The sequence below is a fragment of the Pseudomonas sp. JQ170C genome, from assembly GCF_035581345.1.
Taxonomy (GTDB): domain Bacteria; phylum Pseudomonadota; class Gammaproteobacteria; order Pseudomonadales; family Pseudomonadaceae; genus Aquipseudomonas.
Genome location: NZ_CP141608.1, coordinates 315581 through 336923, shown reverse-complemented (window position 1 = coordinate 336923; position 21343 = coordinate 315581). Strand labels below are relative to the sequence as shown.

21 protein-coding genes are annotated in these 21343 nt (G+C 65.3%); 20 read left to right on the top strand and 1 reads right to left on the bottom strand.

Features of this window, described 5'->3' with window-relative positions; all coding sequences use genetic code 11:
- Positions 1–9: 9 nt before the first annotated feature.
- The 3 genes from mscK to trxC are packed head-to-tail and all read left to right on the top strand — an operon-like array spanning position 10 to position 5353.
- Entirely contained in the window at positions 10–3363 is a 3354-nt protein-coding gene (gene mscK / locus U9R80_RS01480) for a mechanosensitive channel MscK (protein ID WP_301838491.1), read from the top strand.
- A 58-nt stretch (positions 3364–3421) separates the two neighbouring features.
- Positions 3422–4882, top strand: a complete 1461-nt coding sequence (selO, locus tag U9R80_RS01475; RefSeq protein WP_301838492.1) for a protein adenylyltransferase SelO — start codon at positions 3422–3424, stop codon at positions 4880–4882.
- A 36-nt stretch (positions 4883–4918) separates the two neighbouring features.
- Entirely contained in the window at positions 4919–5353 is a 435-nt protein-coding gene (gene trxC / locus U9R80_RS01470; protein ID WP_301838493.1) for a thioredoxin TrxC, read from the top strand.
- 73 nt (positions 5354–5426) lie between these two features.
- On the opposite strand, the gene U9R80_RS01465 is transcribed toward trxC, so the two are convergent.
- Positions 5427–6200, bottom strand: a complete 774-nt coding sequence (locus U9R80_RS01465; RefSeq protein ID WP_301838494.1) for a ParA family protein — start codon at positions 6198–6200, stop codon at positions 5427–5429.
- Between the two features lie 311 nt (positions 6201–6511).
- Here U9R80_RS01465 and U9R80_RS01460 point away from each other — a divergent pair, with 311 nt between their 5' ends.
- Genes U9R80_RS01460 through U9R80_RS01380 form a run of 17 tightly spaced genes read left to right on the top strand, consistent with a single transcriptional unit; the run spans position 6512 to position 21340 of the window.
- Positions 6512–7228 carry a beta-ketoacyl synthase chain length factor gene (locus U9R80_RS01460; protein ID WP_301838495.1) on the top strand — a complete coding sequence of 239 codons (717 nt, stop codon included), beginning with the start codon at positions 6512–6514 and terminating at the stop codon, positions 7226–7228.
- Complete coding sequence (locus U9R80_RS01455) at positions 7204–8016, top strand: lysophospholipid acyltransferase family protein (RefSeq protein ID WP_301838496.1); 813 nt, start codon at positions 7204–7206, stop codon at positions 8014–8016. The genes U9R80_RS01460 and U9R80_RS01455 overlap by 25 nt, the downstream gene beginning before the upstream one ends.
- The gene (locus U9R80_RS01450; RefSeq protein WP_301838497.1) at positions 7991–8263 is read left to right on the top strand and encodes a phosphopantetheine-binding protein; all 273 of its coding nucleotides are present in this window, start codon (positions 7991–7993) and stop codon (positions 8261–8263) included. The genes U9R80_RS01455 and U9R80_RS01450 overlap by 26 nt, the downstream gene beginning before the upstream one ends.
- Positions 8264–8272: 9 nt before the next feature.
- Entirely contained in the window at positions 8273–8527 is a 255-nt protein-coding gene (locus U9R80_RS01445; protein ID WP_301838498.1) for an acyl carrier protein, read from the top strand.
- On the top strand, positions 8524–9069 hold the full coding sequence (locus U9R80_RS01440) for a hypothetical protein (protein ID WP_301838499.1): 546 nt from the start codon (positions 8524–8526) through the stop codon (positions 9067–9069). Before U9R80_RS01445 ends, U9R80_RS01440 begins: the two co-directional genes overlap by 4 nt.
- Complete coding sequence (locus U9R80_RS01435; RefSeq protein ID WP_301838500.1) at positions 9066–10739, top strand: AMP-binding protein; 1674 nt, start codon at positions 9066–9068, stop codon at positions 10737–10739. Before U9R80_RS01440 ends, U9R80_RS01435 begins: the two co-directional genes overlap by 4 nt.
- A complete protein-coding gene (locus U9R80_RS01430) occupies positions 10732–11466 on the top strand; it encodes a glycosyltransferase family 2 protein (RefSeq protein ID WP_301838501.1) in 735 nt (244 codons plus the stop codon). The genes U9R80_RS01435 and U9R80_RS01430 overlap by 8 nt, the downstream gene beginning before the upstream one ends.
- On the top strand, positions 11463–12401 hold the full coding sequence (locus tag U9R80_RS01425) for an LpxL/LpxP family acyltransferase (protein ID WP_301838502.1): 939 nt from the start codon (positions 11463–11465) through the stop codon (positions 12399–12401). The genes U9R80_RS01430 and U9R80_RS01425 overlap by 4 nt, the downstream gene beginning before the upstream one ends.
- Positions 12382–13929, top strand: a complete 1548-nt coding sequence (locus tag U9R80_RS01420) for an HAL/PAL/TAL family ammonia-lyase (protein WP_301838503.1) — start codon at positions 12382–12384, stop codon at positions 13927–13929. The genes U9R80_RS01425 and U9R80_RS01420 overlap by 20 nt, the downstream gene beginning before the upstream one ends.
- Complete coding sequence (locus tag U9R80_RS01415; RefSeq protein ID WP_301838504.1) at positions 13919–14344, top strand: acyl-CoA thioesterase; 426 nt, start codon at positions 13919–13921, stop codon at positions 14342–14344. The genes U9R80_RS01420 and U9R80_RS01415 overlap by 11 nt, the downstream gene beginning before the upstream one ends.
- Positions 14341–14943 carry an outer membrane lipoprotein carrier protein LolA gene (locus U9R80_RS01410; RefSeq protein WP_301838505.1) on the top strand — a complete coding sequence of 201 codons (603 nt, stop codon included), beginning with the start codon at positions 14341–14343 and terminating at the stop codon, positions 14941–14943. The genes U9R80_RS01415 and U9R80_RS01410 overlap by 4 nt, the downstream gene beginning before the upstream one ends.
- Positions 14933–17248, top strand: a complete 2316-nt coding sequence (locus tag U9R80_RS01405) for an MMPL family transporter (protein ID WP_301838506.1) — start codon at positions 14933–14935, stop codon at positions 17246–17248. Before U9R80_RS01410 ends, U9R80_RS01405 begins: the two co-directional genes overlap by 11 nt.
- The gene (locus U9R80_RS01400) at positions 17245–17730 is read left to right on the top strand and encodes a hypothetical protein (RefSeq protein ID WP_301838507.1); all 486 of its coding nucleotides are present in this window, start codon (positions 17245–17247) and stop codon (positions 17728–17730) included. The genes U9R80_RS01405 and U9R80_RS01400 overlap by 4 nt, the downstream gene beginning before the upstream one ends.
- A complete protein-coding gene (locus tag U9R80_RS01395) occupies positions 17727–18926 on the top strand; it encodes a beta-ketoacyl-[acyl-carrier-protein] synthase family protein (protein ID WP_301838509.1) in 1200 nt (399 codons plus the stop codon). Before U9R80_RS01400 ends, U9R80_RS01395 begins: the two co-directional genes overlap by 4 nt.
- The gene (locus U9R80_RS01390; RefSeq protein ID WP_301838510.1) at positions 18923–19393 is read left to right on the top strand and encodes a hotdog family protein; all 471 of its coding nucleotides are present in this window, start codon (positions 18923–18925) and stop codon (positions 19391–19393) included. The genes U9R80_RS01395 and U9R80_RS01390 overlap by 4 nt, the downstream gene beginning before the upstream one ends.
- The gene (fabG, locus tag U9R80_RS01385) at positions 19386–20114 is read left to right on the top strand and encodes a 3-oxoacyl-ACP reductase FabG (RefSeq protein ID WP_301838512.1); all 729 of its coding nucleotides are present in this window, start codon (positions 19386–19388) and stop codon (positions 20112–20114) included. Before U9R80_RS01390 ends, fabG begins: the two co-directional genes overlap by 8 nt.
- Entirely contained in the window at positions 20114–21340 is a 1227-nt protein-coding gene (locus tag U9R80_RS01380; RefSeq protein WP_301838513.1) for a beta-ketoacyl-ACP synthase, read from the top strand. Before fabG ends, U9R80_RS01380 begins: the two co-directional genes overlap by 1 nt.
- Positions 21341–21343 lie beyond the last annotated feature (3 nt).

Sequence of the window (21343 nt, the reverse complement as noted above, 5' to 3'; positions counted from 1 at the left end):
TTTCTGCCTATGTCCCTGCGCATCTATGTTTGCGCAGCCCTGCTCGGGCTGTGCCTGTCCCTCTCCTTCGCCTGGGCGGCAGAACCGCCGACCAGCGCGTCCATCCAGTCCAGCCTCGACAAGATCGCCGAGCGCAAGCTGCCTGAGGCTGAACAGAAAGCCCTGCAGCAAGTCCTGGAACAGACCCTGACCTTCCTCGGCACCAAGGAAGACAGCGAGAAAAAGCTCGCCGCCCTGAAGCAGCAGCTCAGTGACGCGCCCAACCAGACCCGCGAAAACCAGCGCGAGCTGACCAAGCTCAACGAGAGCAAAGTGATCCCCGTGGCGCAGCGCTATGCGGCCCTGAGCGTGCCTCAGCTGGAGCAGATGCTGGCCGAGCGCACCACCCAGCAGGGTGAGCTGCAAAAGGCGCTGTCGGAAGCCAACAGCCTGACCATCACCTCGCAAACCCGCCCGGAGCGGGCCCAGGCCGAGATCAGCGCCAACCAGACCCGCTCCCAGCAGATCAACAACACACTCAAGGCGGGCAAGGACGCCGGCAAGCCGTTGACCGCCGACCAGCGCAACCAGCTCAATGCCGAGCTGGCAGCCCTCAATGCAATCACCCTGCTGCGCCGCCAGGAACTGGCCGGCAACAGCCTGCTGCAAGACCTGGGCAACAGCCAGCACGACTTGCTGATCGAACGTGCCACGCGCATGGAGCAGGAGATCCAGGACCTGCAGACGCTGATCAACCAGAAACGCCTGGCCCAATCCCAACAGACCGTCACCGAGCAATCCCTTGAGGCGCAGAAAGCCGGCGGCAGCACCCTGCTCGCGACCGAGAGCGCAGCCAACCTCAAGCTTTCCGACTATCTGCTGCGCAGCACCGACCGCCTCAACGAACTGACCCAGCAGAACCTCAAGACCAAGCAGCAGCTCGACAGCCTGACCCAGGCTGACCAGGCCCTGGACGAGCAGATCAGCGTACTCAAGGGCAGCCTGTTGCTGTCCAAGATTCTCTACAAGCAAAAGCAGGCGCTGCCGCACTTGAAAGTCGACCGCGACCTGGCCGACCAGATCGCCGACATCCGCCTGTACCAGTTCGAGATCAACCAGCAACGCGAACAGATCAGCAGCCCCAGCAGCTATGTCGACAAGCTGCTGGCCAACCAGCCGCAGGAAGACGTCACCCCGCAACTGCGCAAGGCCTTGCTGGAAGTGGCGATCACCCGCAGTGACCTGCTCGAACGCCTGAACCGCGAACTGAGCGCCCTGCTCAACGAATCCATCACCCTGCAACTGAACCAGAAGCAACTGCTGAGCACCTCGCAGAGCCTGCGCACCACCCTGGATGAGCAGATGTTCTGGATTCCCAGCAACAAGCCGCTGGATTTCGAGTGGTTGCGCACTGTCCCCGAGCGCCTGCAAAAGCAAGTGGTCAGCCTGCCCTGGGGCTCCGGCCTGAAGGAGCTGGCCGATGGCCTGAGCCAGCGTCCGCTGCTGTTCACGCCGTTGCTGCTGCTGATCGGTGCCCTGCTGTGGCGGCGCAAGTACCTGTATGCGCGCCTGAACAAGGTTCACCAGGACGTTGGCCACTTCAAGCGTGACAGCCAGTGGCACACGCCCCAGGCGATCCTGATCAACATCCTCCTGGCCATGCCGCTGAGCCTGGGCCTGGCCTTGTGCGGCCTGGCCCTGCAGATCGATGCCCGTGGCCAGAACGCCAACCTCGGCGCCGCCCTGCTTCAGATCGCCCAGGCATGGCTGGTGTTCTACACCGCCTACCGGATCCTGGCGCCAGGCGGCGTGGCCGAACTGCATTTCCGCTGGGAAAAACCCCAGGTCGAATTCCTGCGTGGCTGGATTCGTCGCCTCGGTACCGTGGTGATGGCCCTGGTCGGCGTGGTGGCAGTGGCTGAACACCAGCCTTCGGCGCTGGCGGACGACGTATTGGGCATCGGCGTGGTGCTGACCTGCTACGCCCTGATGGCCTGGCTGCTCAGCCGCCTGCTGCTGAGCAGCCCGACCCACCAGAACACCTCGCTGTTTCGCAAGTTCGTCGGCGTGGCCTTCACCGTCCTGCCGGTGGCCTTGTTCATCGCCGTATGCTTTGGCTACTACTACACCGCCCTCAAGCTCACCGACCGCCTGATCGACACCCTCTACCTGCTGATGTTCTGGCTGGTGATCGAGGCCGCCTTCGTTCGCGGCCTGGCCGTGGCGGCGCGGCGCCTGGCCTACCAGCGGGCACTGAGCAAGCGCCAGCAGACCACCAAGGAAGGGCTCGATGGCGAAGTCATCGTCGAAGAACCGACCCTGGACATCGAGCAGGTTAACCAGCAGTCCCTGCGCCTGATCCGCCTGGCCCTGCTCGGCGGCTTCATCGCGGCGCTGTACTGGGTCTGGTCCGACCTGATCAGCGTGGTGGCCTACCTCGACAACATCACCCTGTACGAGTACACCAGCGGCACCGGTGCGACCATGAGCATGGTGCCGATCAGCCTCAGCGACCTGCTGGGCGCCCTGGTGATCATCGGCATCACCATTGCCCTGGCCGGCAACTTGCCCGGCCTGCTTGAAGTGCTGGTGCTGTCGCGCCTGAACCTGGCCCAGGGCAGCGCCTACGCCACCACCACCCTGCTGTCCTATGTGATTGCCGGGGTCGGTTTCGTCTCGACGCTGTCGGCACTGGGCGTGAGCTGGGACAAGCTGCAGTGGCTGGTGGCCGCGCTCTCGGTCGGTCTCGGTTTCGGTATGCAGGAGATCTTCGCCAACTTCATCTCCGGCATCATGATCCTGTTCGAGCGCCCGGTGCGGATCGGCGACACCATCACCATCGGCAACCTCTCCGGCACGGTGAGCAAGATCCGCATCCGCGCCACCACCATCACCGACTTCGACCGCAAGGACATCATTGTCCCGAACAAGACCTTCATCACCGGGCAACTGATCAACTGGTCGCTGACCGACACCATCACCCGGGTGACCCTCAAGCTCGGTGTCGACTACGGCTCGGACCTGGACCTGGTGCGCACCCTGCTGCTCAAGGCGGCCAACGACAACCCGCGGGTGCTCAAGGAGCCCGAGCCGATTGTCTACTTCCTGAACTTCGGCGAGAGCACCCTGGACCACGAATTGCGCATGCACGTGCGTGACCTGGGCGACCGCAACCCGGTGCTGGACGAAATCAACCGCTTCATCAACAAAGAGTTCAAGAAGCAGAAGATCAATATCTCGTTCCGGCAGATGGAGGTCTACCTGAAGAACATGCAGGGCCAGGAGTACAAGATGGTGCCGGTCGAAAGCCGGGACAAGACCGTACTGCCGACCGGCCCCGACGACAGCAAGCCCGACGGCGACGCACCCGCCAAGCCGGCCTGACTGGACGCCAACGGCCATACCCTTGCAGAATGATCGGATATTCTGCTGGAGATGGCCGTTGAAAGCCCTCGACGAACTGACCTTCGACAACCGCTTTGCCCGCCTGGGCGACGCGTTCTCAACTTCCGTGCTGCCCGAGCCGATCGCCGAACCACGTCTTGTGGTCGCCAGCGACTCGGCCATGGCCCTGCTTGACCTGGAACCCACTGAAGCCCACTCCCCGGTATTCGCCGAGCTGTTCGGCGGGCACAAGCTGTGGAGTGACGCCGAGCCCCGGGCCATGGTGTATTCCGGGCACCAGTTCGGCTCGTACAACCCGCGCCTGGGAGACGGCCGTGGCCTGCTGCTGGGCGAGGTGTACAACGACGCCGGCGAGCACTGGGACCTGCACCTCAAGGGTGCGGGCCAGACGCCTTACTCGCGCATGGGCGATGGCCGCGCCGTACTGCGTTCCTCGATCCGCGAGTTCCTGGCCTCCGAAGCCTTGCAGGCCCTGGGCATTCCCAGCAGTCGCGCCCTGTGCGTGATCGGCTCGAGCACCCCGGTCTGGCGCGAAACCCAGGAGCGCGCCGCCATGCTGTTGCGCCTGGCGCCGAGCCATGTGCGCTTCGGCCACTTCGAGTACTTCTACTACACCCGCCAGCCCGAGCAACAAAGGCAACTTGCCGAGCATGTGCTGAGCCTGCATTTCCCCGAATGCCAGACCGAGCCTGAGCCATACCTGGCGATGTTTCGCAGCATCGTCGAGCGCAATGCCGAGCTGATCGCGCTGTGGCAGGCCTATGGCTTCTGCCACGGGGTGATGAACACCGACAACATGTCGATCCTGGGCATCACCTTCGACTTCGGCCCGTTCGCATTCCTCGACGATTTCGACGCCAACTTCATCTGCAACCATTCCGACGACCAGGGCCGCTACAGCTACAGCAACCAGGTGCCCATCGCCCACTGGAACCTCAGCGCCCTGGCCCAGGCCCTGACGCCGTTCATCAGTGTCGAGGCGCTCAAAGACACCCTGGCCTTGTTCCTGCCGCTGTACGAAGCCCATTACCTGCACCTGATGCGTCGCCGCCTGGGCCTGACCCAGGCAGAAGATGACGACAAGCCACTGATCGAACGGCTGTTGCAACTGATGCAGCCAGGCGCGGTGGACTACACCCTGTTCTTCCGCAAGCTGGGCGACCAGGACGCCGAGCAGGCGCTGCGGGTGGTTCGCGACGACTTCATCGACCTGGCAGGCTTTGATCGCTGGTCAGCGGACTACCTGGCACGTGTCGCCCGCGAACCGGGCAATGCCGAAGGCCGGCGCGAGCGCATGCACGCGGTCAATCCGCTGTACATCCTGCGCAACTATCTCGCCCAGCGTGCTATCGAAGCCGCCGAAGGCGGTGACTACGAAGAAGTGCGGCGTCTGCATCAGGTGCTATGCAAACCGTTTGAACAACAGGCGGGAATGGAGGCCTATGCCGAGCGCCCGCCCGAGTGGGGCAAGCACCTGGAAATCAGTTGCTCTTCCTGATAATCGCGGGGCAAGCCCGCTCCTACGGAGTTTTTGATGACTGACCCCCTGCTGATCCCCTGCCCGCACTGCAACGGTCTGAACCGCATCCCGGCCGAGCGCCTGGGCGATGCGCCCAAATGCGGCCGCTGCAAAAGCCCGGTACTGCTGAGCAAGCCGTTCGAGCTCAAGCAGGGCGACTACGCCAGCCAGATCAAGGGCGACCTGCCACTGCTGATCGACGTTTGGGCCGATTGGTGCGGGCCGTGCAAATCCTTCGCACCGGTCTTTGAACAGGCTGCCAGCCAACTGAGCGGCCGCTGCCGCCTGGCCAAGCTCGACAGCGAGGCCAATCAGCAGTTGGCGGGGCAATTGGGGATTCGTTCGATTCCCAGCCTGATCCTGTTCAAAAATGGCCGGGAAGTGGCGCGCCAGAGCGGTGCGTTTCCACTTCAGCAGTTGCTGGAGTGGCTGCGTAGCCAGGGGATTTGAACCGCCCGTAGGAGCGGGCTTGCCCCGCGATCGCGATCTATCAGTCACACCGCATCGCGGGGCAAGCCCGCTCCTACGCGTTCTCTTCCAGCAAGGCGTGCAACTCGACAAACTGCTGGGTCAACTTGTGCCGGGGTTCCAGGTGAATCAACGGCAGGTTGGCCTGGTGTGATTCGCGCATCTTCACCGAGCTGTTGAGGTACACCGGCAACACCGGCAGGCCTTCGGCCAACAGTTCATCGAGCATCTGCTGGGGCAGGCTCGCGCGGGCCTGGAACTGGTTGACGACGATGCCTTCCACTTGCAGGTCTTCGTTGTGATCGTCTTTGAGCTCTTCGATCTCGGCCAGCAGGCCATACAGCGCCTGGCGGGAAAAGCTGTCGCAGTCGAAGGGAATCAATACCCGATCTGCCGCGATCAGCGCCGAAACCGCATAAAAGTTAAGCGCTGGCGGCGTATCCAGGTAGATCCGGTCGTAATCTTCGCTCAGCTCATCGAGCAGTTTGCGCAGCTTGTTGATCTTGTGCTTGGCCTCAAGCTTGGGCTGCAAGTCAGCCAGCTCGGCGGTGGCGGTCACCACATGCAGGTTGTCGAAGGGCGTTTCATAGATATCGACCTTGTTCTTCTTGGCAAACGGGCCTGAAGACAGGGTTTGCTTGAAGAAATCGGCAATCCCCATGGGGATGTCGTCACCGGTCAACCCGGTCAGGTACTGGGTCGAGTTTGCCTGGGCATCCAGGTCGATCAGCAAGGTTCGATAGCCTTCATTGGCACTCACTGCTGCCAGGTTGCAGGCAATGCTCGACTTGCCCACGCCACCTTTCTGATTGAACACCACACGCCGCATGGAATGACCTCCGTGTATCAGGGAATGACCGAGTATGTGATGCCGGCGCAAGCTTGACCAGCACCGTATGCTCAAGATGCCAAGGAATCGACCGACAACCGTTTGCTACCGTCTGTCGGGAAAAAACAGGCTAGTCTGACGAAGCAGATCCTTCGAGGTCTTTTACTGGCGGGCGAATCTGCAACCAGCATTTGCTACCCGCCGCAGGCACCGGGATAATGCGCGCCACTCGGTTTTAGCGCCAAACTCTGCCAGTTCAACAGCTGCGGCACCCTCGGCAAGGCAGTCCCTCAGGGCGGAAAACAAGCATCGTGATCACATTCGACATCAGCCAGTGGCGAGCCTGGGCGCCAGGCGCGCAGACGACTGCCGATTGGCAGCACTGGAGCCAGGCAAGCCAGCCCTTTGCGCCGACCGATCAGGCGCCGGATGTGTCGTTTTTGCCTGCCATGCAACGCCGCCGCCTGAGCCGACTGGCACGCATCGCCTTCGCCGTCGGCTGGCCGTTGGCCGAAGGGCTGCCCGATCTGCCCCTGGTGTTTGTCTGCCGGCATGGCGAGACCCCACGCACCTTCGCCATTCTCAGCGACCTGGCCCGGGAGCAACCGCTCTCCCCCACCCAGTTCAGCCTCTCGGTACACAACGCCGTGATCGGCCTGTGGTCGATCATGCGCGGCTCCACTGCCGAAATGACCGCCCTTGCCGGCGCCGGTGACGGCTTCGAGCAAGGCGTGCTGGAAGCCGCGGGCCTGTTGCACGAAGGCGCGCCGGCGGTGCTGCTGATCGTCGTTGAAGAACAACCGCCCCAAGCTTATAGCGACTGGGTCGACGACGTGCCGTTCGACTATGCGCTGGCACTGCTGCTGACCCCCGGCGACACCTGGAGCCTGACCCAGCAAGGCGCCGCCACCCCGGCCCCCGGCAACGAACCACACGCCCTGAGCTGGCTGCGCAGCCTGCTGACCGGCCAGACCACCTTTACCCATACCTGGAAGCGCCGTGCATGGACCTGGCGACGCAAGCCTTGAACCGGCCTCGGGACGCCTACTATTGGCGACTGTTCGCCACCGCGTTCAGCTTCTGTCTGTTCGGTGTCGGCAGCCTGTGCCTGCGGGTGCTGGTCATCCCGCTGCTGGCGTGCCTGCCCGGCGGCAGCACGCGCCTTCGCCAGCGAACCCGGCACACCATCAGTTGGCTGTTCTGGCGATTCGTCCGCTTCATGGCGGTCAGCGGCGTGCTGACGTATGAGGTGCGTGGCGCAAGCAAGCTCGGGCGCCCCGGCCAGATGATCCTTGCCAATCATCCGTCGCTGATCGACGTGGTGTTTCTGATCGGCCTGGTGCGCCAGGCCAACTGCGTGGTCAAGCAGAGCCTGTTCCACAACCTCTTCACCCGCGGCCCGGTGCGCGCGGCGCAGTACATCAGCAACGATGGCAGCATGGACATGCTCGACAGTGCCGCCGCCGCCCTGCACGATGGCCAGACGCTGATCATCTTCCCCGAAGGCACGCGCACCCCGCCCGGAGAGACGCCCGCCTTTCATCGCGGTGCAGCCGCAATCGCCCTGCGCGGTGCGAAACTCATCACACCGGTGACCATCAAGGTCAGCCCCACCACCTTGACCAAGGCCGAGCCCTGGTACCGTATCCCGCTGCGCCGGGTGCACTTCAGTCTGCAGATCGGCGAGGATATCGACCCGCAGGCATTCGCAGCTCTCGGGGCTGCCCCGCAGGCCTCGCGCAAACTCAATGACTACCTGCACCAGTATTTCATCAAGGAGCTCGCCACAGATGAGCGTTCCACAGCACGACCTTAACCGTGACATCAAGCTGTTGATCATCGAGGCACTGGGTCTGGAAGACATCAGCGCCCAGGATATCGACGACGATCAGCCCCTGTTCGGCGAAGGCCTTGGCCTGGATTCGGTGGACGCCCTGGAACTTGGCCTGGCCATCCAGAAAAAGTACGGCATCAAGATCGACGCCGACGCCAAGGACACCCGCAACCATTTCACCAGCGTGACCAGCCTCGCCGCTTTCGTCACCGCCAAACAGGCCGCCTGAGACAGCACCATGCAAACCCGCGAAGACATCTTCACTACCCTGCGCGATGCGCTGGTCGAATTGTTCGAACTGGAACCCGAGCGCATCAGCCTGGACTCGAACCTGTACAAGGACCTGGAAATCGACAGCATCGACGCGGTCGACCTGCTCGATCACATCAAGCGCCAGACCGGCAAGAAAATCACCGCCGAGGACTTCAAGGCCGTGCGCACCGTCAATGACGTGGTCGAGGCGGTGTACCGCCTGGTCAGCCCGGCGGCATGAAACGCCTGATCGGCCTCGGCCTGGTCGTGGCCGGTCTGCTGTACCCCTTTGCGGTGTATTTCGGCATGGCCCATTTTGCCCCCTGGCAATTCGCCCTGCTGCTGGCAGGGCTGTGGCTGGCCCGCGCCCTGAGCGAGCCGCGCCGCCCGGGCGGGCACTGGATGGCAGTGGTCGTCATCGGCTTCTTTGCCGTGCTGGCGCTGCTCGACAGCCCGGCGCTGCTGCGCTGGTATCCGGTCCTGATCAACGCCTGCCTGCTCGGCCTGTTCGGCCTGAGCCTGAAGTTCGGCCCGCCGGTGGTCGAGCGTCTGGCGCGGCTGCGAGAGCCGCAACTGCCCGATGCCGCCATCCGCTATACCCGCCAGGTCACTCAGGCCTGGTGCGTGTTTTTCCTGGCCAACGGCCTGGTCGCCACCGCACTGACCCTGTGGGCGCCCCTGAGCTGGTGGACCCTGTACAACGGCCTGATCGCCTATGGCTTGATGGGCCTGCTGTTCGCCATTGAATGGCTGATACGACAACGCGTGCGAGGACGCTCATGATCTGGTTGAACCTTGAGCAGCTCCTGCACCCGGCCCCTGCGCCGCGTCCGGTCACCCTGGACCCGGCGCTGGACCATGCCGAGCTCTGCGACAAAGCCCTGCAACTGGCCGCAGGCCTGCAGCGACGTGGCGTGCGCAGCGTTGCCATACACCTGGAAGATGCCGCCGACCTGGCCATCGCACTGCTGGGCGCCTGGCGCGCCGGTGTAGAGGTGCTCCTGCCCGCCGACCTGCAACCCCAGACCCGCCTGCGCTGGCAAGACGCTGTCGATCTGTGGATCAGCGAACAGGACCAGGCGCTTGAATCACTGCTCGAAGCCCCCCTGGCCGCTGCCGACCTCGATCTCGATACCTGCCGCCTGAGCCTGTGTACCTCCGGCTCCAGTGGCGAACCCAAGCGCATCGACAAGACCCTGCGCCAGCTGGCCAACGAAGTGGTGGCGCTGGAGCACTGCTGGGGCGCCGAACTGGGTACGGCCTGCATCATCGGCAGTGTCGCCGCCCAGCACATCTACGGCTTGCTGTTTCGCGTGCTCTGGCCGCTGTGCGCCGGCCGGCCGTTCCTGCGTCGCCAATTGCCCTTCCCCGAAGACCTGCAGCGCGCCAGCCGCCAGCACCCGACCTTCGCCTGGGTCGCCAGCCCCGCCCTGCTCAAGCGCATGGGCGACAACCTCGACTGGCCTGCCCTGAGCCAGGTGCGCCGGGTGTTCTCCTCCGGGGGCGAGTTGCCCGCCGAGGCTGCGCGCGCCTTGCAGCAACGCCTGGGACAATGGCCCACCGAGATTCTCGGCAGCTCCGAGACCGGCGGCATCGCCTGGCGTCAGGGCGACAGCCTGTGGCAGCCGTTCGCCGGTGTGCGCCTGAGCCAGAATGCCGAAGGCGCCCTGCGCATCGCCTCGCCCTACCTGCCCGCAGGGCATATCGAGCAAAGCGCCGATGCCGTCGAGTTTTCCGCCGATGGTCGCTTTCGCCTGCTCGGGCGCCTGGACCGCATCGTCAAGCTGGAAGAAAAGCGCATCTCGTTGCCGATGCTGGAACAAGCCCTGCTCGACCACCCCTGGGTCGAAGACACGCGGCTGGCCGTGGTCCAGGAAAGCCGCGCCTCGCTGGGCGCCTTGCTGGTACTCAGCGCCGCCGGGCTGCATGCCCTGCGCAACCAGGGCCGACGCGCCATCACCGACGGCTTGCGCGCGCACCTGAGCCAGCACTGCGAAGCCCTGGCCCTGCCGCGACGCTGGCGCCTGCTGCGCCAGCTGCCGTTCAACAGCCAGGGCAAACTGCCCCAGGCTGACGTCGAAGCACTGCTGCACGCACCGCGCGCTACCGGCCCCGAGGTGATCAGCCAGACGCTGCAAGGCCACGAACTGCACCTGCAACTTGCCGTGCCGGCCGACCTGGCCTACTTCAGCGGTCACTTTCCGCAGACGCCGGTGCTGCCCGGGGTGGTGCAGGTCGATTGGGCCATCGAGCTGGGCCAGGCCCTGCTGGACTGCCCCCGGCGCTTTGTCGGCATGGAAGTGATCAAGTTCCAGCGCGTGGTGCGCCCGGGTGACCTGCTGGCGCTGCACCTGCGCTTCGACCGCGAGCGCGGCAAGCTCTACTTCACCTTCAGCAACGCCGCTGAAACCTGCTCCAGCGGCCGTATCGTGCTGGAGGCCATCGGTGCATAAGCCCTGCGCGGTGATCCCGGTGTACAACCATGAACGCGCCGTGCCGGCCGTGGTCGCCGAACTGCTGGCGGCAGGTTTGCCCTGCGTGCTGGTGGACGACGCCAGCAGCCCGGCCTGCGCGGCAGTGTTGCAGCAACTGGCCGAACACGAGCGGGTCCATCTGGTGTCACTGGCGCTCAACCAGGGCAAGGGTGGCGCGGTCATGGCCGGCCTGCGTGAAGCCGCACGCCTGGGCTTTACCCATGCCCTGCAAGTAGATGCCGACGGCCAGCACGACCTGACCGATGTGCGCCGCTTTCTCGAACAGTCCGAGGCCCACCCGCAAGCGCTGATCTGCGGTTACCCACAGTTCGACGCCAGCGTGCCCAAGGGCCGCCTGTATGCCCGCTACCTCACCCATGTGTGGGTCTGGATCAACACCCTGTCGCTGCAGATCCGCGACTCGATGTGCGGCTTTCGCGTCTACCCCCTGGCGCCTGCCCTGGCCTTGATCAACGCGGTGAAGCTGGGCACGCGCATGGACTTCGACACGGAGATCCTGGTGCGCCTGGCCTGGCGCAACCAGCCCATGCGCTGGCTGCCGACCCGTGTGCATTACCCGGCCGACGGCCTGTCGCACTTTCGCCTGGTGCACGACAACGCACTGATTTCACGCATGCACGCCAAGCTGTTCTTCGGCATGCTGCTGCGCGCGCCGGTAATTCTCTGGCAGCGGTGGCAGGCATGAGCCGCAGCGAGCAGCACTGGGCCGAGCAACAGGAGCGGGGCAGTTTCTGGCTGATGAAACTGACCGCCCTGGGCACCCGGTTGCTTGGCCGGCGCCTGCTCAGCCCGATCCTCTACGGCGTGGTGCTGTACTTTTTCCTGTTCGGCCGACAAGCCCGGCGCAGTGCCTGGCAGTACCAGCAGCGCCTGGCCGAGTGGAGCAACCGCCCCGACTTGCTGCCCAGCCACAGGCGGGTGTTCGGCCAGTTCATGGCGTTTGCCGATGCCTTGCTCGACAAGCTAGACGTGTGGAACGGCAAGCTGAGCCTTGAGCAGATCGAAATCATCGACCCGGCCCAGCTGCGCCAGCAATTGCGCGGTGAGCGCGGGCAGATGCTGGTCGGTGCCCACCTGGGCAACCTTGAGGTGTGTCGCGCCCTGGCCGAGCTGGGCGAACAGGTGACCATGAATGTGCTGGTCCACACCAAACATGCCGAACGCTTCAATCGCCTGCTTGGCGAAGCCGGGGCCACGCACCTGCGCCTGATCCAGGTGAGCGAGCTGGACCCGGCGATCATGCTGCAACTGAGCGAGCGCCTGGAACGTGGCGAGTGGCTGGCGATTGCCGGTGATCGCGTGCCGCTGCACGGTGCGCGCACCGTCGAGGTAGACTTTCTCGGCCACCCGGCGGCGTTTCCCCAAGGCCCCTGGTTGTTGGCCGGGCTGCTCAAGTGCCCGCTCAACTTGCTGTTCTGCCTCAAGCAGCAAGGGCGCTATCAGGTGATGCTCGAACCCTTCGCCAGCACCATCGAGTGGCGCCGTGGCCAGCGCGACCCGGTGATCGCCGAGTGGGCCGGGCGCTATGCCGACCGCCTGGGGCATTACTGCCTGCAAGCGCCACAGCAATGGTTCAATTTCTACCCTTTCTGGAAGACCGATGACGATGCCCGTGCATGAGCCTGTGACCTTCGGCGAGTCGCCGCTTGCGATCGAAGACGTCCTGGCCCTGGCCCACCACCAGGCCCAGACCCGCCTGCAGGACGACGCCCCCTACCGTGCCCGCATCGCCCGCGGCGCGCAGTTTCTCGACACCTTGCTGCACCAGGAAGGGGTGATCTACGGCGTGACCACCGGCTACGGCGACTCGTGCGTGGTGGCGGTGCCGCTGGAGCACGTCGAGGCCCTGCCCCGGCACTTGTACACGTTCCACGGCTGCGGCCTGGGGCGGATACTGGATGCACCGTCGACCCGTGCGGTGCTGGCGGCGCGGCTGCAGTCGCTGTGCCAGGGCGTGTCGGGGGTGCGGGTGGAGCTGCTGGAGCGCCTGCAGGCATTCCTCGCCCACGACATCCTGCCGCTGATCCCGGAAGAAGGCTCGGTGGGCGCCAGCGGCGACCTGACGCCGTTGTCCTATGTGGCCGCGACCCTGTCGGGTGAGCGCGAGGTCATGTACCAGGGCGAGCGTCGCGACGCAGCCGACGTTCACCGCGCGCTGGGCTGGACGCCCCTGGTGCTGCGCCCCAAGGAAGCCCTGGCGTTGATGAACGGCACTGCGGTGATGACCGGCCTTGCCTGCCTGGCCTTCGCCCGCGCCGACTACCTGCTCAGGCTGGCCACCCGCATCACCGCGTTGAACGTGGTCGCCCTGCAAGGCAACCCGGAACACTTCGACGAGCGCCTGTTCGCCGCCAAGCCGCACCCGGGGCAGATGCAGGTCGCCGCCTGGCTGCGCCAGGACCTGGCCATCGACGCACCCACCGCACCCCTGCACCGCCTGCAAGACCGCTACTCGCTGCGCTGCGCCCCCCATGTGCTGGGTGTGCTGGCCGACAGCCTGGGCTGGTTGCGCGGCTTCATCGAGACCGAACTCAACAGCGCCAACGACAACCCGATCATCGACGCCGACGCCGAACGGGTGCTGCATGGCGGGCACTTCTATGGCGGGCACATCGCCTTTGCCATGGACAGCCTGAAGAACCTGGTGGCCAACATCGCCGACCTGCTCGACCGCCAGTTCGCCTTGCTGGTGGATGTGCGCTACAACCACGGCCTGCCCAGCAATCTGTCCGGCGCCAGCGCCGAGCGGGCCATGCTCAACCATGGCTTCAAGGCCGTGCAGATCGGCGCCAGCGCCTGGACCGCCGAAGCCCTCAAGCAGACGATGCCGGCCAGCGTGTTCTCGCGCTCCACCGAGTGCCACAACCAGGACAAAGTCAGCATGGGCACCATCGCCGCCCGCGATGCATTGCGTGTACTGGAACTGACCGAACAGGTGGCCGCCGCCACGCTGCTGGCGGCCAATCAAGGCGTGTGGCTGCGCAGCCGCGAGGCCGATGCCCGCGACCTGCCGCCAACCCTGGCGGCCATGCACAACGAACTGCTGGCCGATTTCGCCCCGGTCATCGAGGACCGTGCGCTGGATAGCGATCTGCGCCTGTGCCTGAACCGTATTGCCGAACAACACTGGAGGCTGCATGCGCAGTAAGGGAGTGCTGCACGTCGACACCGAAGTGCAGGTGCCGTTTTTTGATGTCGACAGCATGCAGGTGGTCTGGCACGGCCACTACGTCAAATACCTGGAAGTGGCGCGCTGCGCGCTGCTCGACCGGCTCGACCACAACTACCTGCAAATGCGCGACTCAGGCTACGCCTGGCCGGTGATCGACCTGCAACTGCGCTACATGCGCGGTGCCCTCTTCGGCCAGCGCCTGAACGTGCGCGCAAGCCTGGTGGAGTGGGAGAACCGCCTGAAGATCAACTACCTGATCAGCGACGCTGTCACCGGCGAACGCATGACCCGCGCCAGCTCCGTGCAGGTGGCGGTAGACATTGCCAGCGGCGAGATGCAACTGGCCTCGCCCCAGGCAATGCTCGATGCCGTGGCCAGGGTGCTCGCATGAAAACGCTGATGCACAGCCTGCTCGGCGCCACCCTCCTGCTTGCCTGCGGCCTGGCCCAGGCCTTTGGCCTGGATGACCTGAGCAAGCAGTTGGGTGAGCCTGCGGTAGTCAAGGGCCCGTTCATCCAGGAAAAACACCTGCGCGCCCTGCCCCAGCCGCTGGTGAGCAAGGGCCAGTTCGTGCTGGCCCGCGATCACGGCTTGCTCTGGCTGCTGCAAACGCCCCTCAAGCAGGACTACCGCCTCGATGCCCGGGGCATCTCGCGCCGTGACCCGAAGGGCTGGCAGACGCTACCGAACAAGAGCGCCGGTGCCGAGCAGAACCGTTTGTTCTTCGCCGTGCTGCAAGGCGACAGCAGCGGCCTGCAGCGCGACTTCGAGCTCAGCCTGCAAGGCGATGCACAGCACTGGCAACTGCGCCTGACGCCGCGTTCGATGCTGCTCAAGCAGGTGTTCAAACAGATCGACATCGACGGCGGGCAATTTGTCGAGCGCATCCAGATGCTTGAAACCCAGGGCGACAGCACGGTGCTGCGCATGCCATCGAGCAACAGCGCCAGCCAGCTGAGCGATACGGAGCGCCGCGACTTTGCCGAGTGAGCGCTGGTTGCCACGGCTGTTCCTGGTGCTGCTGGCCGCGGTCCTGGCCCTGGCCGGCTGGCAGTGGCATCGCGGTGCGCCGCTCAATGCCGACCTGATGACCCTGGTACCCGGCGACGCCCAGGACCCGCTGGTGAAACGCGCCGAACAACGCATGCAGGCACCGTTGAACAGCGAGATGCTGGTGCTGGTCGGCCATCCGCAACGCGAACAGGCCATCGCCCTGGCCCGCCTGCTGGGTGAGCAGTGGCAGGCCAGTGGCGTGTTCACGAAGGTCCAATGGAGCGTGCAGGCCGATCTGCAGGCGGTGCGCGAGCAACTGCTGCAAGGCCGTCTGGCGATGCTCTCACGCACCGACCGCGAGGCGCTGATCGACGACCCCCAGGCCTTTGTCGAACAACGGGTGCAGCGTCTCTATGACCCGTTCGCCGGGATGAGCCTGGTGCCCAGCCAGGACGACTGGCTGGGCCTGGCGGCCCGCATCCAGAGCAGCCAGCCGCGTCCGGCCTCCGTACAGCTGGACACCGCCAGCGGCGCGCTGCTGGCCGAGGCCGACGGCCAGACCTGGGTACTGCTGCGCGCCCACACCGAGGGCAACGCCTTCGATGTGAAGTTGCCGCTGCAAGTGGTCAGCCTGCTCGACAACGGCCGTCAGCTAGCCCAGCAGCAAGGTGCCCGGCTACTGGCCGCCAGCGGCCTTCTGTACGCCGCCAACGGCCAGCGCCAGGCCAGCCAGGAAATCACCTGGGTCGGCGGCGGCGCTACCGTGGGCATCGTGCTGCTGTTGCTCCTGGCCTTCCGGCGCCTGCGCGTGCTGCTGGCGCTGGTCCCGGTGGTGGTCGGCATGCTGTTCGGCGCCGTGGCCTGTGTGGCCCTGTTCGGCCAGATGCATGTGATCACCCTGGTACTGGGCTCCAGCCTGATTGGCGTGGCGGTGGACTATCCACTGCACTACCTCTCGAAAAGCTGGAGCCTGCGCCCCTGGCGGGCCTGGCCGGCCCTGCGCCTGACCCTGCCGGGGCTGAGCCTGAGCCTGGTCACCAGTTGCATCGGCTACCTGGCACTGGCCTTCACCCCCTTTCCGGCCCTGACCCAGATCGCGGTGTTTTCCGCCGCCGGGCTGCTCGGCGCCTACCTCAGTGCCGTGTGCCTGCTGCCGGCCCTGCTCAAGGGCGACAGCGTGCACCCGGCGCACTGGCCGTTGCAGGTTGCGCAAGGGTTGATGAACCTGCGCGCCAGGCTGCTGGCCAAGGTGCCCAGCCCGGTACTGCTCGGCCTGCTGATCCTGTTCTGCGCCGCGGGCCTGTGGCGGCTGGACAGCCGCAACGACATCCGCCAATGGGTCGACAGCTCGCCGCAACTGCTCGATGAAGCCCGCGCCGTCGCGCGCATCACCGGCTACCAGCCCACCAGCCAGTTCTACCTGGTGCGCGGCGCCGACCAGGCCGAGTTGCTTGGCCGCCTGGAAGCGCTGGGCGAGCGCCTCGACACCCTGGTCGAGACCCACAAGCTCAAGGGCTACATGGCGCTCAACCAACTGGTCGCCAGCAGCATCGAACAACAGCACGTGCGCGATGCGCTGAGCAAGCTGCCCGCGCACTGGCAGCCGCTGCTGGCCCTGGGCGTGCCTCAGCACGCATTGCAGGCCGAGCTCAGCCAGTTGCAGGCACTGCCACCCCTGGACATCGATCACGCCCTCAGCGGCCCTCTGGGCGAGCCGTGGCGCACCTTGTGGCTGGGCGCCGATGGCCAGGGCGTTGCGGCGATGGTCAGCTTGCAGGGCCTGAGTGATCCGGCGTTGCTGCAACGGCAAACCGAAAGCCTGGCAGGCGTGCAGCTTGTGGACCGCCTCGGCGAGTTGAACCGGGTGTTCGCCGCCACCCAGGTCAGCGCCGCCGAGCTCAAGCTGTTGTCCTGTGCGCTGATCGTGGTGCTGCTGATTGTTCCGTTCGGCATGGGCGGGGCCCTGCGCATCGTCGCCCTGCCCCTGCTGGCCGCCTTGTGCAGCCTGGCGTGCCTCGGTTGGCTGGGCCAGCCGCTGACCCTGTTCAGCCTGTTCGGGTTGCTGCTGGTCACCGCCATCAGCGTCGACTACGCCATCCTCATGCACGAACAGATTGGCGGCGCCGCGGTCAGTTTGTTGGGGACCTTGCTGGCCGCCACCACGACGTGGCTGTCGTTCGGCCTGCTGGCGGTATCGCAAACCCCGGCGGTGAGCAATTTTGGCCTGGCCGTGAGCCTGGGGCTGGTGTTCAGCTTCCTCCTCGCCCCCTGGGCCGCCACCGGGCACAAGGAGCAGCCATGAAACGCTTGTTGCCGATGCTGGCCTTTGCCTTGCTCTGTGCCTGCGCAAGCCCGCCGCCGCTACCCGATCAAGCGCCTGCACTGGCGCTGCCGATGCAGCTGCATATCCAGCGCGAGCAGGCCGGACAACGCCAGGACTGGCTGCTGGTGATCCAGCAAGAGGGCAGCCGCCTGCGCTGGTCGATGCTCGACTTGCTGGGCATTCCCCAGGCGCGGCAGTTGCTCGATCACGGCCAGTGGCAGGCCGACGGCCTGCTGCCGCCCAACCCGGCGGCGCGGGAACTGTTTGCTGCCTTGCTGTTTGCCCTGACGCCCGACGACCAGCTGCAGCAGGGTTATCCTGCCGCCCGCCAGCAAGGCCGGCAGCGCTGGCTGGGCGAGCGCTGGCGGGTCGATTACCGCAATGCCGATGACTTCACCTTGAACCTTGGGCAGGGCCTGCGTTATCTAGTCAGCCCATTACCCAGCGAGACGCCGCCATGACCGCCTATCTCAATGCCCTGGGCCTGGTCTGCGCCCTGGGGCGCGATCAGGCCGACGTCGCCCGCCACCTGTTTGCCGGCGACTGCTCCGGGGTGCGCGAAGCCGAAGGTTGGGTGCCGCAGCAGCGCGTTCCGGTTGCCGCTGTTCACGGCGCTCTGCTGGCGTTGCCGCAGGCACTGCAGTCGCGGCACAGCCGCAATAATCAGCTACTCTACGAAGCCTGTTTGCAGATACTCCCGCAGATCCACGCCGCCATCGCCTGCCACGGCAACGCGCGCGTGGCCATCGTGCTGGGCACCAGTACCTCGGGCATTGCCGAGGCGGGCGACGGCATCGCCCATTACCTGCGTGAACAGCAGTTCCCGCCAGGCTACGACTATGCCGAACAAGAGCTCAGCGCACCGGCCAATTTCCTCGCCGACTGGCTGCAACTGAACGGCCCGGCCTATGTGATTTCCACTGCATGCACCTCCAGTGCCCGCGCCTTGATGAGCGCACGCCGGCTGCTCGACCTGGGTGTGTGCGATGCGGTGATCTGCGGCGGCGTAGACAGCCTGTGCAAGCTCACCCTCAATGGCTTCAGCGCCCTTGAGGCGGTCAGCGCACACCGTTGCAACCCGTTCTCGGCCAATCGTGACGGCATCACCATTGGTGAAGCGGCAGCCGTGTTCCTGATGACCCGCGAGGCGAACGGCGAAGGCCCCACCGTTGCACTGCTGGGTGCTGGCGCCAGCTCCGATGCGCACCATATCTCGGCGCCCGATCCACAGGGCAAGGGCGCCTTGCAGGCCATGGCCAAGGCGCTGGACAATGCAGGTCTGCAGCCTGCCCAGATCGACTACCTGAACCTGCACGGCACCGCCACCGCGCACAATGACGCCATGGAGAGCCAGGCCGTGCATGCCCTGTTCGGCAGCCAGCTGGCCTGCTCTTCAAGCAAACCCATGACCGGTCACACCCTGGGTGCGGCCGGCGCGCTGGAGGCGGCGTTCTGCTGGTTGAGCCTGTCGGCGCACAACCCCGATGGGCGCCTGGTGCCGCACATCTGGGATGGCGCGATCGACCCGCAACTGCCGCTACTGAACCTGGTCGACGCCAGCCAGCGCCTGCCCGTTACCGGGCAACGGCGACTGATGAGCAACTCGTTCGCCTTCGGCGGCAACAATGTCAGCCTGATTCTCGGAGACGCGTCATGATCACCTGGCCCCTGGCCGAACTACTGCCCCATGCCGGCGACATGATCCTGATCGATGCGGTCGAGTCCTTCGATGAGGAGCAGGTTCATACCCGCCTGACCGTGCGTCCGGGTGGCCTGTTCAACCGCGCCGACGGCAGCCTGCCAGCCTGGGTCGGCATCGAGCTGATGGCCCAGAGCGTGGCCGCCTTCGCCGGTTGTCGCGCGCGCACCCGGGGCAAACCCGCCGGGCTGGGTTTTTTACTGGGCACCCGCAAATTCGAAAGCAACGTCGAGTGCTTTCCCGCCGGTGCCGAACTGCGCATTCATGCCCAACGCTCGCTCGAAGACGAGAACGGCATGGGTGTGTTCGAGTGTCATCTACACGGACCGGGCATTCATGCCTCGGCCCGATTGAACGTTTTCAGCCCGCCGCAAGCGGCCAGCTACCTGGCCGAAGCAGGCCCGCAGGAGTCCCCCAATGACTGACACCATTCTGGTTACCGGCTCCAGTCGCGGCATTGGCCGGGCCATTGCCCTGCGCCTGGCGCGCGCCGGATTCGACCTGGTCGTGCATTGCCGCAGCGGCCGCAGCGAGGCCGAGACTGTTGCCGATGAAGTTCGGGCGCTGGGTCAGCAGGCGCGCGTACTGCAATTCGACGTGGCGGATCGCAGTGCCTGCGCCGCCATCCTCGTTGACGATGTCGAAACCCATGGCGCTTATTACGGCGTGGTGTGCAACGCCGGCCTGACCCGCGACGGTGCCTTTCCGGCGCTCAGCGAAGAGGACTGGGACCAGGTGCTGCGCACCAATCTCGACGGTTTCTACAACGTGCTGCACCCCTTGATGATGCCGATGATCCGTCGTCGTGCCGCAGGGCGCATCGTGTGCATCACCTCGGTGTCGGGCATGATCGGCAACCGCGGCCAGGTCAACTACAGCGCCTCCAAGGCCGGGGTGATCGGCGCCGCCAAGGCCCTGGCGATTGAGCTGGCCAAGCGCAAGATCACCGTCAACTGCGTGGCCCCCGGGCTGATCGACACGGCCATGCTCGATGAACACGTGCCGGTCGATGAGCTGCTGAAAATGATTCCGGCCCAGCGCATGGGTACCCCGGAAGAAGTGGCAGGCGCGGTCAATTTCCTGATGTCGGCAGAGGCCGCGTACATCACCCGCCAGGTGCTGGCGGTCAACGGAGGGTTGTGCTGATGAAGCGCGTAGTGGTCACCGGCATGGCCGGTATCACCTCCCTGGGCAATGACTGGGCGACCATCGCCGGGCACTTCTCCAGCCATCGCAGCGGCATTCGCCGAATGCACGAATGGGACCGCTTCGAGGAGCTCAACACGCGCCTGGCCGGCCCTATCGATGACTTCGTGGTGCCCGATAGCTGGACCCGCAAGCAGCTGCGCAGCATGGGCCGGGTTTCACGCCTGGCGGTGGCGGCGGCCGAGAAGGCCCTGCGCGACGCGGGCCTGTTGGACGACCCGATGATTCGCGACGGACGCATGGGCGTGGCCTGCGGCTCGTCCACCGGCAGTACCGACGAAATGAAAACCTTCGGCAACATGCTGCTCAATTCGGTCGCCGAAGGCCTGAACGCCAACTCCTACGTACGCATGATGCCGCACACCACGGCGGCCAATATCAGCATTTTCTTTGGCCTGACCGGGCGCCTGATCCCCACCTCCAGCGCCTGCACCAGCGGCAGCCAGGGCATCGGTTATGCCTACGAGGCCATCAAGTTCGGGCGCCTGCCACTGATGCTCGCCGGGGGTGCCGAAGAGCTCTGCCCCACCGAGGCCATGGTGTTCGATGCGCTGTACGCCACCAGCCTGAAAAACGACGCCCCGCAGAGCACCCCCAGCCCTTACGACAGCGGCCGCGATGGCCTGGTGATCGGTGAAGGCGGCGGCATGCTGGTGCTCGAAGAACTGGAGCATGCACTGGCCCGTGGCGCGCACATCTACGCCGAGATCGTCGGCTTTGGCACCAACGCCGACGGCCAGCACACCACCCGCCCGGAACAGGTGACCATGCGCCGCGCCATGGCGCTGGCCCTGGAAGATGCCAACCTTGCGCCCGATGCCATCGGCTATGTGAATGGTCACGGCACCGCCACCGAGCAGGGCGACATCGCCGAAACCCTGGCCACCAGCAGCCTGTTCGGCCCCCGCATGCCGATCAGCTCGCAAAAGAGTTTTCTCGGTCACACCCTGGGCGCCTGCGGTGCGCTGGAGTCCTGGTTCAGCATCGAGATGTTGAACAGCGACCATTACGTGCACACCCTCAACCTGGCCAACATCGACCCGCAATGCGGCGAGCTGGATTACCTGTGCGACGACTGGCGGGTGATGAGCAACGAGTACGTGATGAACAACAATTTCGCCTTTGGCGGGGTCAACACCTCGTTGATTTTCCGCCGTTGGCGCTGAGGC

Coding starts and splice junctions, on each gene's coding strand:
- U9R80_RS01465 (WP_301838494.1), bottom strand. CDS start 6,200: ATGCGGCGTGTGGTGTTCAATCAGAAAGGTGGCGTGGGCAAGTCGAGC.
- U9R80_RS01415 (WP_301838504.1), top strand. CDS start 13,919: ATGCGCAGTAAGGGAGTGCTGCACGTCGACACCGAAGTGCAGGTGCCG.
- U9R80_RS01400 (WP_301838507.1), top strand. CDS start 17,245: ATGAAACGCTTGTTGCCGATGCTGGCCTTTGCCTTGCTCTGTGCCTGC.
- U9R80_RS01390 (WP_301838510.1), top strand. CDS start 18,923: ATGATCACCTGGCCCCTGGCCGAACTACTGCCCCATGCCGGCGACATG.
- U9R80_RS01410 (WP_301838505.1), top strand. CDS start 14,341: ATGAAAACGCTGATGCACAGCCTGCTCGGCGCCACCCTCCTGCTTGCC.
- U9R80_RS01440 (WP_301838499.1), top strand. CDS start 8,524: ATGAAACGCCTGATCGGCCTCGGCCTGGTCGTGGCCGGTCTGCTGTAC.
- mscK (WP_301838491.1), top strand. CDS start 10: ATGTCCCTGCGCATCTATGTTTGCGCAGCCCTGCTCGGGCTGTGCCTG.
- U9R80_RS01380 (WP_301838513.1), top strand. CDS start 20,114: ATGAAGCGCGTAGTGGTCACCGGCATGGCCGGTATCACCTCCCTGGGC.
- U9R80_RS01445 (WP_301838498.1), top strand. CDS start 8,273: ATGCAAACCCGCGAAGACATCTTCACTACCCTGCGCGATGCGCTGGTC.
- U9R80_RS01425 (WP_301838502.1), top strand. CDS start 11,463: ATGAGCCGCAGCGAGCAGCACTGGGCCGAGCAACAGGAGCGGGGCAGT.
- U9R80_RS01420 (WP_301838503.1), top strand. CDS start 12,382: ATGACGATGCCCGTGCATGAGCCTGTGACCTTCGGCGAGTCGCCGCTT.
- fabG (WP_301838512.1), top strand. CDS start 19,386: ATGACTGACACCATTCTGGTTACCGGCTCCAGTCGCGGCATTGGCCGG.
- U9R80_RS01435 (WP_301838500.1), top strand. CDS start 9,066: ATGATCTGGTTGAACCTTGAGCAGCTCCTGCACCCGGCCCCTGCGCCG.
- U9R80_RS01395 (WP_301838509.1), top strand. CDS start 17,727: ATGACCGCCTATCTCAATGCCCTGGGCCTGGTCTGCGCCCTGGGGCGC.
- U9R80_RS01455 (WP_301838496.1), top strand. CDS start 7,204: ATGGACCTGGCGACGCAAGCCTTGAACCGGCCTCGGGACGCCTACTAT.
- U9R80_RS01450 (WP_301838497.1), top strand. CDS start 7,991: ATGAGCGTTCCACAGCACGACCTTAACCGTGACATCAAGCTGTTGATC.
- trxC (WP_301838493.1), top strand. CDS start 4,919: ATGACTGACCCCCTGCTGATCCCCTGCCCGCACTGCAACGGTCTGAAC.